14 protein-coding genes and 2 riboswitches are annotated in these 12675 nt (G+C 45.0%); of the genes, 3 read left to right on the top strand and 11 right to left on the bottom strand.

The annotated features are described in order from the left end of the window. Window position 1 precedes the first annotated feature (1 nt). Together kdpA and MHH50_RS02700 are read right to left on the bottom strand one after the other, a co-directional pair. Complete coding sequence (gene kdpA / locus MHH50_RS02705) at window positions 2-1678, bottom strand: potassium-transporting ATPase subunit KdpA (protein ID WP_076141854.1); 1677 nt, start codon at window positions 1676-1678, stop codon at window positions 2-4. A gap of 216 nt (window positions 1679-1894) precedes the next feature. Beyond that, window positions 1895-2311: a hypothetical protein gene (locus MHH50_RS02700; protein WP_076124472.1), complete on the bottom strand. Its 417-nt coding sequence runs from the start codon at window positions 2309-2311 to the stop codon at window positions 1895-1897. Between the two features lie 250 nt (window positions 2312-2561). Next, window positions 2562-2751: riboswitch (cyclic di-AMP (ydaO/yuaA leader) on the bottom strand. 419 nt (window positions 2752-3170) lie between these two features. Beyond that, a riboswitch (cyclic di-AMP (ydaO/yuaA leader) is annotated at window positions 3171-3335 on the top strand. A 68-nt stretch (window positions 3336-3403) separates the two neighbouring features. Here MHH50_RS02700 and MHH50_RS02695 point away from each other — a divergent pair. The 3 genes from MHH50_RS02695 (at window position 3404) to MHH50_RS02685 (ending at window position 4987) form a co-directional block, all read left to right on the top strand. Next, window positions 3404-3958: a hypothetical protein gene (locus tag MHH50_RS02695; protein WP_076306879.1), complete on the top strand. Its 555-nt coding sequence runs from the start codon at window positions 3404-3406 to the stop codon at window positions 3956-3958. Window positions 3959-3972: 14 nt separating this feature from the next. After that, on the top strand, window positions 3973-4494 hold the full coding sequence (locus MHH50_RS02690; RefSeq protein WP_051490930.1) for a hypothetical protein: 522 nt from the start codon (window positions 3973-3975) through the stop codon (window positions 4492-4494). A gap of 133 nt (window positions 4495-4627) precedes the next feature. After that, window positions 4628-4987, top strand: a complete 360-nt coding sequence (locus tag MHH50_RS02685) for a hypothetical protein (RefSeq protein ID WP_139331106.1) — start codon at window positions 4628-4630, stop codon at window positions 4985-4987. Window positions 4988-5446: 459 nt separating this feature from the next. On the opposite strand, the gene MHH50_RS02680 is transcribed toward MHH50_RS02685, so the two are convergent. The 9 genes from MHH50_RS02680 to MHH50_RS02640 all read right to left on the bottom strand — a co-directional run bounded on the left by MHH50_RS02680 (window position 5447) and on the right by MHH50_RS02640 (window position 12672). Next, window positions 5447-5638, bottom strand: a complete 192-nt coding sequence (locus MHH50_RS02680) for a hypothetical protein (RefSeq protein ID WP_312150298.1) — start codon at window positions 5636-5638, stop codon at window positions 5447-5449. A 31-nt stretch (window positions 5639-5669) separates the two neighbouring features. Further along, window positions 5670-6950 (bottom strand): ABC transporter permease, encoded by a 1281-nt coding sequence (locus MHH50_RS02675; protein ID WP_076124479.1) that lies wholly within the window; start codon window positions 6948-6950, stop codon window positions 5670-5672. Next, a complete protein-coding gene (locus tag MHH50_RS02670; RefSeq protein WP_036676693.1) occupies window positions 6943-7845 on the bottom strand; it encodes an ATP-binding cassette domain-containing protein in 903 nt (300 codons plus the stop codon). Before MHH50_RS02670 ends, MHH50_RS02675 begins: the two co-directional genes overlap by 8 nt. Before the next feature lie 4 nt (window positions 7846-7849). Continuing rightward, the gene (locus tag MHH50_RS02665) at window positions 7850-8770 is read right to left on the bottom strand and encodes an ABC transporter ATP-binding protein (protein ID WP_340033906.1); all 921 of its coding nucleotides are present in this window, start codon (window positions 8768-8770) and stop codon (window positions 7850-7852) included. 27 nt (window positions 8771-8797) lie between these two features. Next, window positions 8798-9193 carry a GntR family transcriptional regulator gene (locus MHH50_RS02660; RefSeq protein WP_036676688.1) on the bottom strand — a complete coding sequence of 132 codons (396 nt, stop codon included), beginning with the start codon at window positions 9191-9193 and terminating at the stop codon, window positions 8798-8800. A 61-nt stretch (window positions 9194-9254) separates the two neighbouring features. Continuing rightward, on the bottom strand, window positions 9255-9983 hold the full coding sequence (locus MHH50_RS02655) for a hypothetical protein (RefSeq protein ID WP_076124484.1): 729 nt from the start codon (window positions 9981-9983) through the stop codon (window positions 9255-9257). A gap of 865 nt (window positions 9984-10848) precedes the next feature. After that, window positions 10849-11313 (bottom strand): DUF420 domain-containing protein, encoded by a 465-nt coding sequence (locus tag MHH50_RS02650; RefSeq protein WP_076124485.1) that lies wholly within the window; start codon window positions 11311-11313, stop codon window positions 10849-10851. A gap of 26 nt (window positions 11314-11339) precedes the next feature. Further along, window positions 11340-12260: a cytochrome c oxidase assembly factor CtaG gene (ctaG, locus tag MHH50_RS02645; RefSeq protein WP_248549082.1), complete on the bottom strand. Its 921-nt coding sequence runs from the start codon at window positions 12258-12260 to the stop codon at window positions 11340-11342. An 85-nt stretch (window positions 12261-12345) separates the two neighbouring features. Further along, window positions 12346-12672: a cytochrome C oxidase subunit IV family protein gene (locus MHH50_RS02640; protein ID WP_340033905.1), complete on the bottom strand. Its 327-nt coding sequence runs from the start codon at window positions 12670-12672 to the stop codon at window positions 12346-12348. Between the last annotated feature and the right edge of the window lie 3 nt (window positions 12673-12675).

The following is a 12675-nucleotide window of genomic DNA, read 5'->3' as shown; positions in this document are numbered from 1 at the left end:
CCTACCGTAAGGTCAAATATTCTGCAATCGGGCCGAGCACAATGACTGGCAGAAACGTCAGAGCCCCGATAATTACTACGGTACCAATCAGAATTCCGGTGAACAGACCATTGTCTGTGCGGAATGTGCCAATCGTCTCAGGAACTGGCTTCTTCTGGATCAGTGAGCCTGCAACTGCCAGCATCGCGATTATAGAGACATAACGGCCAAGCAGCATTACGATTCCGGTTGTAACATTCCAAAAGGTGGTGTTGTCCGCAAGCCCTTCAAATCCTGAACCATTGTTCGCGGCAGAAGAGACATATTCATATAACACTTGGCTAAGTCCATGGAATCCGGGATTCGTGATGGAACCGTTGCCCAAGTCCGTTAAGAACGCACCTGCTGTTGGTACAAGGATAATGAACGGATGCACAAGGATAGCAATCGCAATCAGCTTCATCTCCTTGGCTTCTATCTTTCGCCCGAGAAACTCTGGAGTTCTGCCGACCATTAGTCCACATAAGAAGACGCCCATGATGGCATACATCAGCATATTGATTAGTCCGACACCTTTTCCCCCGAAGACGTTGTTGAGCATCATTAGGGCCAGAGGGGTAATGCCACCCAGCGGTGTCAGCGTATCATGCATATTGTTAACACTACCTGTCGTAGCTGCCGTTGTTACCGAAGTGAACAGCGAAGATTGCGGGATACCAAAACGTACCTCTTTACCTTCCATGCTGCCTTGCGAAGACTCGATCCCCAGCGCATTGATAGCTGGATTGCCTTTGGTTTCCGCATAATAATTCAATCCCAGCAGTAGTACGAACAAGGTCATCATTGCTGTGAAAATCACCCAGCCCTGACGTTTGTTCTTAGCGAACAATCCGTACATATATGGCAAAGAGGCTGGCAGCATCCACATAGAGAGAATCTCCAGAACGTTCGTAAGTGGATTAGGGTTCTCAAAAGGATGTGCTGAATTGGCTCCGAAGAAGCCGCCACCATTCGTACCTAAGTGTTTAATTGATTCCAAAGAAGCGACTGGACCGATAGCGATTTGTTGCGTCTGCCCTTCAAGTGTAGTGACCTCAAGCGATGGCTTGAGCGTTTGTGGCACATGCAATCCTACCAGCACCAATGAAACTAGCAGAGCTAATGGAATGAATACACGAATATGTGCTTTTACGAAGTCCTCGAAAAAGTTCCCGACTGATTTCTGTCCTGTAATCCCTCTGACAAAAGCAACCGCAACAGAAAATCCGCTCGCTGCAGACGTGAACATCATCATCGTGATGACTGCCATTTGTGAAAAATACGATAGTCCCGTCTCCCCGCTATAATGCTGCAGGTTCGTATTGGTCATAAAGCTGATCACCGTATTGAATGAAAGCGTCTGTTCCATATCAGCAATTCCATTCGGGTTCAGCGGCAATCCCCGCTGTAATCTTAGAAAAATATAACTGAAAGCAACCAGTACGATATTAGTTAAAACAAAGCTGAGTGCATACTTCTTCCAGGACATTCCGTCCCGTTTTTTCAGGCCGATCAGCTTATAAATACCTTTCTCTGTGCCTGCAAACCAGCGATCCGTACGATTCGGTTCGTTAGAAAATACATGATATAAATACGTTCCCATCGGCTTGACCAGCAAGATGAGAATTACAATTACGACGACTATTTGCAAAATGCCCATGAATGCCCCTCCTTAAAATTTCTCAGGATGAATCAACGCGTAAACCAGATATATAAACAACAGTAGGGTAACAGCGATTACTAGAATCACAGCTTATCCCTCCCCGTATCCTCAACTACACCTGCGCACCAGCGCATAAAGCCATAAAATAACCCGTAAATTACAGCTAACGAAGCCACCATATACAGATCCATCATATCTTCCGCACTCCTTCCATTATCCTTGATGAGGTGATCTATCGATTAGAAAATCAGCATCACCACTATGGGAATAGATTACATAGCTCGCACCAAGTCTTTTATAGACCAATCTAGGATTTATTGAACTTGTAATCACAAAAATCGGCTGTGTCGTCCAGGTACGGCACATCTGAATATAGCGGCAGCAAAGCGGAAAGCTGCTCTCAAACAGATATACCCTTCCTACCGGGAACGATGGGCGAAACCAAGTGCTCTGATGGCGGGTATCCACTAGAATAACCTGCTCAATCCCGAGCTCCTCAAGTAAAGCTTTCTCAGCCACATTGTTGGTTAATCCCGCCATCTTAATACCCCTGAACTTCAGAAGTTTAATGAAATGTTCTCCCGCCTTTGTAGGCGCACATACAAGCACATATTCATTCTGATCCGTCATCTTTTTTCTCCTCCTGCTCATTTACAACAAGGAGGCAACGAAAATCTCCGAAAGGATGTTGACCTATCGTCATTTTCGGGCACAACCTAAAGCTCGGTTGTGTCACGTCATTAGACGCTGCCTTACAAATACCGCTAATGATGAATTTAGCGACCTCTTAGGGGAGGCCTCCATAAATGCTTTGCTTCTAAGAGCACAGCAAAAAGCCACAAAGGATCTCCTCTGTGGCTCGCTAGCGGTCACATTGCACTCATCCTCTCTCCATACGCTTACGAGGTTAGCTGTCGGATTCGGGCGGTGAGAGTCGCCCTACCTGTATAGATGCAAGCTCACTCACACCCTCTACAGGATTCACCCCATAACCGGCTTCCGACTCTCACATCGGCTGCCGATTGTTGGTTCCCCCGCTTTCCTTACCGGAAATTAAGCGGATCAAATATTCGATTGTCGTTGAAACAGGAGTAATCATACTCTTATGCACGAAGACTTGTAAAACCTGAATGATGCCAAAATAATGCAAATTAAAAACTATTTTCCCATTAGATAGCGCTTACTTGATATCTAATCTCTCTATATCTCTTGTTTACTCGAGTTTGGAGCGTTTAATCGCTATCTATAATACATGTGATTTTATTCACCTTTTTAGAGCGAAAATACTGCAAATTCCCATTATAGGTAGAAACGCAAGAAGCTGAGGCTGAGCGAGAAAGAGGCGCGATAACACGCCATAAATACCTATTTACCTCGTTTTTCAGTCGTAGTCGGCAGGATATGGTTAAAATTGCTCTAAAAGAACATTTTCCGTTTTTTACAGAAAATCTTGAAAAGAGTATGATTCGGGTTGAATCTAATTCATGAAAAACAATCAACGCTGAGTTCCTGCATTCGCAGGGAACGGGGGAACCATCAGGCCACCTGGCCTACTTGGGGTGAATCCAAAGGAGACTGCATAAGTCTCAATAGGTAGGGCGACTCTCACCGTCCGAATCCGACAGCTAACCTCGTAAGCGTAAAGAGAGAGACCCTTGATCCGCCACGCTTTGGCCCAGGTATATCTGCCTGTAATCCAAAACCGCAGCAGAGGTCCTCCTCTTGCTGCGGTTTTTGCGTTACCTAAGCTTATTAGGTGATAGCACGCTGGATGGGGTGAATGTTTTGAAGCACTATTATTTAGGGATACATCAAGGGCTGCTTGAGCCGATAAGTCTAAATTACATTTGTTTCGGGGCCTTGTGGTTCGAAGAACATAATCACAGGTACATTGTAGGCTATGCATTTGGCCAGAACCAGATCCAAGCCCTTCGCCAGTTCAGCACACCTTCTTCTTGTAAAGACTGTTTAGACTCTAAGATTGTATATGAGATATATAAAAAAATTCGAGAACAACAGCAGCAGCAGGATTGGTCATCACACCAAAAGCTCCCGTGGTTTACAGCCTTCAAGGAGCCTTGGAAAGATGTAAGCGCCGGTTGGTATGTCTTGAGATCCCGCAGCACCTTTCCCTTACATCTATCTGTTATACGAAAAGAGAAGTTCCGACTATGGCTAGAGCATACCGCAGTCTGTGAGAATAAAATGGAGATGCTCGCTTGTGTAGAAAAGGCTAGTGTCACTCATCATGTTGACTTAAAGCTTTTGGAAATCTAAGGAGGAACCCTACTATGGACCAGCGCAGACTATCCCGCATTGAAGTATTTGTATTGGATGAACCCGAGCCTATTCACTATGGAATGGAAGGGGCTGAAGGCTGCCGTTATGGTATTCTGAAGCTCACCTGTAAGGGAGGCTGCAGTTGGGGGGCTTGTCTGATCTCTGCCAACACCAAAAATTTCGATCTTATTAAATGGAGTTCTTTTTTACGGGCCATCTGTCATTGCCGTCTTGAAGAAGCGCTGGATAAGGTCCGCCGCGAAGGTTCAGATTGGGAGCAGGTTAAGCTTGAGCTAGTTCAGGGTGCTTTGCAGGATTTAAAGGCCAAGCTCCAGGGTAAATCCTTGGCAGGGCATATTCAGCAAGGGCGTCTGTACAGTGTTGCAGCAGGGGGGAGCAATTCCAGAAGTGAACGGCTCTACTACAAGCCTTCAAAAGCTTTATCCACTGCCTCCCAGCAAAAACACAGTTGCCCGGAACCAGACACCGCCGATCTCATCAATAAATCCATCTCTTACTTTTCTATATTATAGATTCAAGCAAATCTCTCAATCTGAAAGGATCGTGTTCACCATGCCTGACCCCTTACCTCCCGAGTCCACCTACAGTACTAAATTTGCAGAGTGTGTTCAAAAGTATACTAATGAAGTCTACGTACTTAGTTCCATGTTGTTAGAACAATCTAATGAGGCAGACAAGATTACTATCCGCACCTTCATAGAGCTTCATAAAATATATCGTCAGGATGATTTTGATCCTCAGTTATTCTCTATCCACGCTTACCGCACTTGTATTCACCAGTGTGCTGATTCTTTTGCCCGGCGCTCCCTTCTATCGGCTAAGGCATTACCTTGGGAGGAACAGCTTGTGAAGGTCATGTGGTACGGCCTAAAGCTGCCTCTTTCTCAAATAAGCATTATTCTGCAAAAAAGTGTTCCCGCACTGAAAACACAGCTTAGAGCTCTACGGGAGCAGATGACCACCCAAACGGATATACTAACGAGCGCAAATCTTTCTATAATTTAGTCTCTGACTAGAATTCAAACGATCTTTGAGCGCATGAAGCGACTAATGGACTCAGGAGCCTTTAATTGAAGCTTTTCCACAAATATGGCCGGCGTTCGGACTCCAGTAGAAATCCCGAGCAATGAACGTCTCGGATCGTCTTAAAGCAAGCCCTAATCATCTTCCACCAAGGCTTACGGACCCAGATGACGTTATTTGCACGTTTATCGCCTTTTGAGCATAGTATCGGACTCCAGTGCAACTATTTGGTTAAAAGAGCTACTGATTCACCCTTTTTCATGCCAATAGCGACTATAGTGTCCGATATCTTGCCAAATCTCGATGATTGCTGCATTTAAGTGCTGCTGGGTTCGTTAGCTATATCAGCTCGTATACAAAGAGATTGCCAACTCAAAAACGGGGATATCCCAGCAACCATAAACGGCTGTTAGGATACCCCCGAAAACTCAGTGCTTACTATTACGCTTTACTCTTACGCGCCTTACCGTACATCCACAATCCCGCCAACATCCCCACTATAGCAATACCAGTCAATAGGCCTTGAACGAAATCCATAAAAGTGGAGCCATCCGGAAGCATTCTACTAACCGTAGCCAGCGATACAGAACTCATTAAAAGCATAATGGTATATTGTTCGCTTGTAGACATCATTAGCACTCCTTAAAAGTTATATGAGGTCATCTTAGATCTTGTAAGCTTTCATTGCTTTTCTGATTTCTTTAATACTTGGGCGTTTGCCGTACATCAGTACGCCGGTACGATAGATCTTGGCTGCCAGCCATCCGAAGATGAAGGTAGTCACAAGCAGGATCAGCAGCGATACAATGACTTGCCAGATCGCCACCTCGCCGACACCAATTCGGAGTAGCATCGTCAATGGTGAGGTGAAAGGCACATAACTCGCTATCTTAACCACTAGAGTATCTGCATTGGAGATACTGAACAGTGGAACATAGAACGCTACGAAGCCTAACATCATGATTGGCATTACCGCCTGACCGAGATCCTCCGTACGGCTGACAATCGAACCTACAGCCGCATACATCAAGGCATAGAGGAAGTAACCTAATACGTACAAGACAAATCCATAGAGCAGCAAGTTAATATTGAGCTGGCCTAAATCGAGATCAAAATCAGCCAATACAGTCGCATTATGCGGGAGCGTCAAATTGACGACGATCGCTGCGACAAAGATCCCAATTTGCAATATTCCTACTAGGAAAACACCGATAACTTTACCGAACATTTGCGCTAAAGGTGAGGCACTTGTAATCAGAATCTCCATAATCCGCGAGCTTTTCTCAGAAGTTATCTCTGCGGCAATCATGTTGCCTGTCATCATAATGGACATAAAGAACAACATAAGCATGGCATATACGATAATGTAGTTAATGGCTGGAGTGTCCTCCTGAGAGCTTTCACTGCCACCGCCTGCGTTAAGCTGTTGTGTAGTAATCTGCACAGGTGTTGACATTGCAGCAATCTGTTCAGAGGTCAGCTTGTCGCCAACGATGAATTGTGTATTTGCTTGCTGAAGTGCATTTTGGAGATAAACTTGCACATCTCCGTTTAGTTCCCCATCATTACTATGATAAGTAACGGGTGGAAGCCCTTCACCAGTAGGTTCCGCAAAAGTAACATAACCTTCTACGGTCTCTTCATCTAATGCTTTCTTTAACTCGGCATCCTCCGCAGAAGCATATTGTACTATCTTAGCCTGTGGCATGCCCTCTGGCGCAGTATAAGCCTTCAACAATTCTGCAACCTGATTTCCCTCTTCAGCAATCACAGCAATTTGAGTAACTTCACTTTTGGCCGAATCACCCTTAAACTGATCGATGATATAGGGAAGATTCATCCCTATGCTGAGCAATAATACTAGAATCAAAGTAGTAATCATAAATGATTTCGTTCTAACTTTATTTTTAAAGGTAAAGCCGATAATTGTCCCCATCTTATTCATTAGATTCACCCACCGCTCTGATAAAGATTTGGTTTAACGTAGGTTCCTTGATTTCAAAATGCTCCACTTCACCCTGTGCTATCGCCTGCTGTAAAATACGCTGTGCTGCACCGATCTCACTGATCGATAACAGATACCCACGCTCCAGCCGTTTCACTGCTGTAACACCTGCGATGGACTCCAGACCTTTTACCTCATTAGCTGTACGCAGCAATACTTCTTCCCGCGGGTAGCCATTCTTGATCGTGCGGATATCCCCTTGAACGACCGTATTGGAACGATCGAGAATCGTAATATTACGGCATAGCTCTTCCACATGCTCCATCCGGTGCGTAGAGAAGAGAATACTTGTTCCCGAATCACGTAATTCTTTGACCGTATCTTTCAGCAGCTCCACGTTTACTGGGTCCAGCCCGCTGAAAGCTTCATCTAGAATCAGAATCTGCGGCTTATGAACGACAGCGGCGATAAAGCCCATTTTTTGCTGATTTCCTTTGGAAAGCTCTTCTATTTTTTTATTGTAATAATCCGGAACCTCGAATCGATCCAGCCAATAGCGCAAGCTCTTATCTGCATCACTAGCTGACATCCCACGCAGGCGGGCCAAGTAAACGATTTGATCACTGATCTTCACCTTAGGATATAGTCCACGTTCTTCGGGCAGATAACCCATAAGTTGCTGCAGTTCACTGTTGAAAGGTTTTCCGTTATACAAAATCTTGCCTTCATCAGGGTAGATTAGGCCGAGCACCATACGCATCGTGGTTGTTTTCCCCGCGCCGTTCGCCCCCAGTAATCCGTAAATTTCCCCTTTACCTACGGTTAGGTTAATTCCGTTTACTGCGGTTTTTTCTCCATATTGCTTAACTACACTTTCCAGCTTTAAGGCTTCCATTTCTCTAGTCCCCTCTCTTGTGGTCAATTAGAATAGGACGATGACCCTGTGTCCATAAACTTAATATTTCGTCCAGTTCCAAACTGCGGCTCTTGATAACCATTACGCCCAAGTCATGAATGCGTTTCTCGTTTTCAGAAAATTGTTCTATGATAAAAGAAGCTACACCCGGTGTATCCATGGTAAAGTGCAAGCCTCCTGGCAACTCAGCCGATAACTCCGCAAGCTCCTCTTCATCCGCAGCATTCACCCAAACCTCGGTCCAAGCACCGAACAGACTGTCTTTTTCAGCCATACCCAGCAGTTCTCCCCGATGCATAAGGACGATATAATCCGCCAGCCGCCGCACCTCATCCACAATGTGTGTGGAGATGATAATCGTTGCGTTGTGCTCATCCATATATTTACGAAGTGTCTCGATCATAATCTTCCAGGCAAAAGGATCAAGACCCGATGAAGGTTCATCCAATAGCAGCAGACTTGGCCGTGCCGCAAGTGCTGCAGCAATTTCGAATTTCCGGCGCTCCCCTTTAGACATCTTCGAAAGTCTCATATGATACGGAACCTCAAAGCGATCCATCAGCTCGTGAAAATACTGATCGTCCCAATTTGGATACCAATACTTCCGAAATCGAGCTGCCTCCTCTGCATTCCAGTGGTTCTCCTCAGTAATTGACGTTTCAGGAACATAGGCAATGGTCTGGCGAAGCTCCAGAGACAACCCGCTATCATACCTGTTCTCGAACCAATAAATCTCGCCTTCCTCTGGATTAGTCAGCTGCATCAGCAGATTCAGCAGCGTGCTTTTGCCGGATCCATTCTGACCTACCAAAGCTGTAATATATCCTTTAGGCAGATTCAGGGTCAGCGGTCCTATCGTCTTGTTTCGCCGCCGTTTAAGTACATTCCGCAATTCTATAGCCATCTGTACCATATGAGTAAGCGCCCCCTCTCAATCCTTTTCTCTATACTTGCGTTCTACAATCTCCATAAAAATCTGTTCAAGCTCATCCTTACTGCAATGTACCGATCGGCCGATATCGACTGCACTTTCAAGTGCTTTGCCAACCGTTTCACGTTTATATTCTTCCATGGCTCCGTCACCTACATGGGATACAAAGGTACCCGTTCCTTGTCGCGTTCGCAGCAAACCTTCGTTCTCCAGATCCTGATATACCCGCCGCACGGTAATTACACTGCATTTCAGATCTCCTGCGAACTCACGAATCGAGGGCAGCAGCGTACCTTCTGTAATGACTCCGCTAATGATTAATGATCTAAGCTGAGTCTCTATTTGATGATAGAGGGGCTCTGCACTATTTTCGTTGATTTGTACCGGTATCCACATTATTTACACCTCGCCTTCCACTCTAGCGTGCTAGAGCGCAGTCCTTGCCATTTCCGATTTTTTATATGAGATTGCGACTTTTCAGCCGATGTATAGTCCATTTAGAGAATAACTGCACAGATATTGTTCCCAGCAGAAGTGACCCCCACATGATCGGAGATAACAGCCCCCACTCCTTCGAATAGGAGATACTGTATAAGAACAAACTGCCTCCGCCCAGTGTAACTAAGAACGATGTTGCCCACGATAAAACTACGATAAGCAATGTTAGCCATAGATAAGCTTTGCCGCTAAAAAGATATTCAATAAAAATATATAGACCTGAGACCATGAATCCGAAGCCGAGCCAAGTAATCGCAAAAGCTATGTACGAAGGAACCGCCAGCTCTGCCCGGAAATTCTCTCCTAACAAGTAAATAATAACGAAGAATAACGTACCATTTAGAGTAAAGGAGCCCACACCCTGAAGTTTCCTCCGCGATAATATTACTGCAGCTGGAATCGGTAAAGTTCGTAAGTAAACCAACATTTTTGTGTAAGAGTCTTCACTCCAATATTTCATGGAGCGGCGAGAGAATGTTAATCCCAATAAGGGGATAAAGGAGAGAAATAAGAAATCCGCTAGCATCGTCCGATCCTGCTCACCTAGTACATCATTTGCTATCAGGCTAGTCAGTCCACCAAGATAACTCATAAAAACAACTGTTATTACGAGGGTCCCTAATATTTTTAATTTGTCTCCGCGAAAATCAGAGCGCAACATAAACCATGAATCTTTTAATGTTCTCATTAATGCTAACCTCGCTTTACAATGTCTTCAGCGTCTAGCAGAAGCAGGTGTTCATATCCCTGTGCTTACTGTATATATCTATATACACAGTATATGACCTTGATTTTACATTGTCAATCCTGTAACTGGAAATTATTCAAAAGAAATAGGAGGTTTGGGCAACCTCATACTTCAAGCTTATGAAGACACTCTCGAACGTTAGGTAACGCTTATTAATTGAGATTAACTACAATGAAGGGGAATTGAGGCAGAATGCTACGGGGCGAATGTAACTGGGATAATTGAGTTTATTAGATAATTCATTCTGGAAATGAAGTAGTAAGAGCTCACTCTCTGCTTCTATGCAACGTGTTGGTGTGATGTGTGTTGAGGGAGGCGGGTATGGCGGATGGTGCGGTTTCGGGGGCGGGGTGCTGATTCGGCTGCTGACTGGTTCAGGTTTCGGGTGTGGGATATGGGCGACTGCCGGGCGGATTAACATTAGGGAAAAACTCCCTAAAATCTGCCCAACCGAGCTTAGATTATTAGTTTTTAGGGAAATCCTCCCCAAAATTTCAGCTATTACTCCGTTATTGAGCTAAATCCATTCACTTTCAGGGAGGATTTCCCTAATTATGGCCTTTTTTAGCTAATTTCGTGCATTATCAGGGAGGTTTTCCCTAATTGCGTCTTTTTCAAGCTAACTTCGTTCAATTTCAGGACAGATCCCGAAGCTCTACAAACCAAAATAAGCCCATCACCCGCAATCCCTACTCAGGAACATGCGGATATATAGGCTTATTTCATAACTATTTACGGTTCTGCTACTCTAGTGCTGTTCATTCGCTCAACGCACTAAACTCTGTGCTCTATTCAAGCACTTATTTTACGCACCCAAAATAACTTCCCACACCGGCTTGGTGTGTCCACCTGGATACAAAACATACAACAGCACGTACACCATAACGCCTGTAATCGCTGTGATAAACCAGATTATGGATGTCACTCTGCCCCACTTACGGTGCTTGGAATACTTCGCCTTGAAACCAAGTGTTAACGTAGTAAGTCCGAATACCGCAGCTACGGTTGCCAGAACGATATGGAAGATCAAAAACACTTGATAAATTGTCTTCAGTTCATCCGGTCCACCCCATGAGGTATTTCCCACAAACAACGTTCTCGATACGTAAACAATAAAAAACAGCAGCGCAGCGATAGCGGCAGCAATCATCGTTTTCTTATGCGCCTCGCGTTTGCCCTTGATAATGAGCCACCAACCTATAGCCACCAGCACCGCGCTGATCACGATGAATGACGTACTAATAGTCGGAAACACTGTGAAAATATCCATGATTCTCCCCCTCGGCAGTCTACCAGTTATGCACGGTTCAAGTTGCTCTCCTGAAGTGTTGAGGATGGCGTCGACAATTCATCGTCGTCTTGTCCGTTCTCTTTTTTATACCAATGATAGAACACATAAGCAAGCATAGAGGCAAAAATAAATTCCTGAATGAACTTCATCGCGATGCCTCCCACCTGTTGATCCACCTTCGGCGACATCACTTCAAAGAATGCAGGACCTCCAAAATTCTGAAGTAAAACAGAGGGGTCTCCCGAGATACAATAGCCCATAGCACGCGCCCAAGTCTCTGGATCACTGTAAGTGGCGTAGAGCGGATGATCGGCAAATATAATCAGCCCGCAAGCCGGCGTCAGCAATACCATGTTCAGAAAAATAAATCCAATCTTCCCAAGCCCACTCGCCATACGATGTTCCGGCAGCGGATTAATCAGTGTCCACCACATTAAAGCAGAAGTCAGGAACAAAACAATGTAATAAATACGATGAACAGTAAAATGCAGCATCACATAATCATGAATAACAGGAATATGGTACAAGGAAAAAAGTCCGTTAAACAATAGAGCAGCTACTACCGGATGAGCTAAAAAAGATAACCGCCGAAGCGGATTCACCTTTAGTATCCTGCGCCAGATAAAATCTGGAATTCCAAGCATAATCAGCGGCACCGCTACCAGATAAGACAAGGCCATACTGACCATGTGGAAGGAAAACATCATATGCCCTAAAAGGCTAATGGGTCCTCCTTGTGCCAGGTAAAGGGCAAGCATCCCACAGACAAATAACGCTCTACGCCAAAATGGCACCGGTAATGAATCGGCATAACGCCCAGCAATCGGACCAATCCACACAAAATAACCTGCTGTCAGCAGCAGCATTACCGCTAGAAAAAGCGGACTCCATAGTTCAGCAAAGTTAAAGTATTCTAATCCCAGCATAATCCCAACCTCCTAGCGCAGGAATTCATATATCTAAACATCAAAAAGAGGGGGCATCGCAGCCCACCTCTTTCATTATCGTCCGTTAATTCCACCAAACCCAATACAGCGACATAACAATACAGGTCCCAGCGATAAAGAAGCCGCCCAGCATGAAGAGAATCGGCAGAAGATGCCTTTTATCTTTTAGATGCATCCAGAAGCCCATCTGCACAATGACCTGAAGAACAGCCATTACCAGCAGCAAAATAATCGCAAAGGTTGCATTTACGCCCCCAGCCGCAACAGCAGCGAAAGCAATCAATGTTAAGACAATGGAGAAAATAAAGACAACAATATGTTTCTGTGGTCCTTCATGCCGATGACGTTGCTTATACCCGCCGCTATCTGGCATATGCTGATCCGTCGTCATAGT

The organism is Paenibacillus sp. FSL H3-0302 (genome assembly GCF_037982245.1).
GTDB lineage: Bacteria > Bacillota > Bacilli > Paenibacillales > Paenibacillaceae > Paenibacillus_AQ > Paenibacillus_AQ odorifer.
Note: the sequence above shows the minus strand (reverse complement) of the source record. Positions and strands in the feature narration are given on the sequence as shown.

Bases quoted from the DNA above. Each gene is read 5' to 3' on its own strand.
- kdpA (WP_076141854.1), bottom strand. From the start codon at position 1,678: ATGGGCATTTTGCAAATAGTCGTCGTAATTGTAATTCTCATCTTGCTG.
- MHH50_RS02700 (WP_076124472.1), bottom strand. From the start codon at position 2,311: ATGACGGATCAGAATGAATATGTGCTTGTATGTGCGCCTACAAAGGCG.
- MHH50_RS02690 (WP_051490930.1), top strand. From the start codon at position 3,973: ATGGACCAGCGCAGACTATCCCGCATTGAAGTATTTGTATTGGATGAA.
- MHH50_RS02685 (WP_139331106.1), top strand. From the start codon at position 4,628: ATGTTGTTAGAACAATCTAATGAGGCAGACAAGATTACTATCCGCACC.
- MHH50_RS02680 (WP_312150298.1), bottom strand. From the start codon at position 5,638: ATGATGTCTACAAGCGAACAATATACCATTATGCTTTTAATGAGTTCT.
- MHH50_RS02675 (WP_076124479.1), bottom strand. From the start codon at position 6,950: ATGAATAAGATGGGGACAATTATCGGCTTTACCTTTAAAAATAAAGTT.
- MHH50_RS02670 (WP_036676693.1), bottom strand. From the start codon at position 7,845: ATGGAAGCCTTAAAGCTGGAAAGTGTAGTTAAGCAATATGGAGAAAAA.
- MHH50_RS02665 (WP_340033906.1), bottom strand. From the start codon at position 8,770: ATGGCTATAGAATTGCGGAATGTACTTAAACGGCGGCGAAACAAGACG.
- MHH50_RS02660 (WP_036676688.1), bottom strand. From the start codon at position 9,193: ATGTGGATACCGGTACAAATCAACGAAAATAGTGCAGAGCCCCTCTAT.
- MHH50_RS02655 (WP_076124484.1), bottom strand. From the start codon at position 9,983: ATGAGAACATTAAAAGATTCATGGTTTATGTTGCGCTCTGATTTTCGC.
- MHH50_RS02650 (WP_076124485.1), bottom strand. From the start codon at position 11,313: ATGGATATTTTCACAGTGTTTCCGACTATTAGTACGTCATTCATCGTG.
- ctaG (WP_248549082.1), bottom strand. From the start codon at position 12,260: ATGCTGGGATTAGAATACTTTAACTTTGCTGAACTATGGAGTCCGCTT.
- MHH50_RS02640 (WP_340033905.1), bottom strand. From the start codon at position 12,672: ATGACGACGGATCAGCATATGCCAGATAGCGGCGGGTATAAGCAACGT.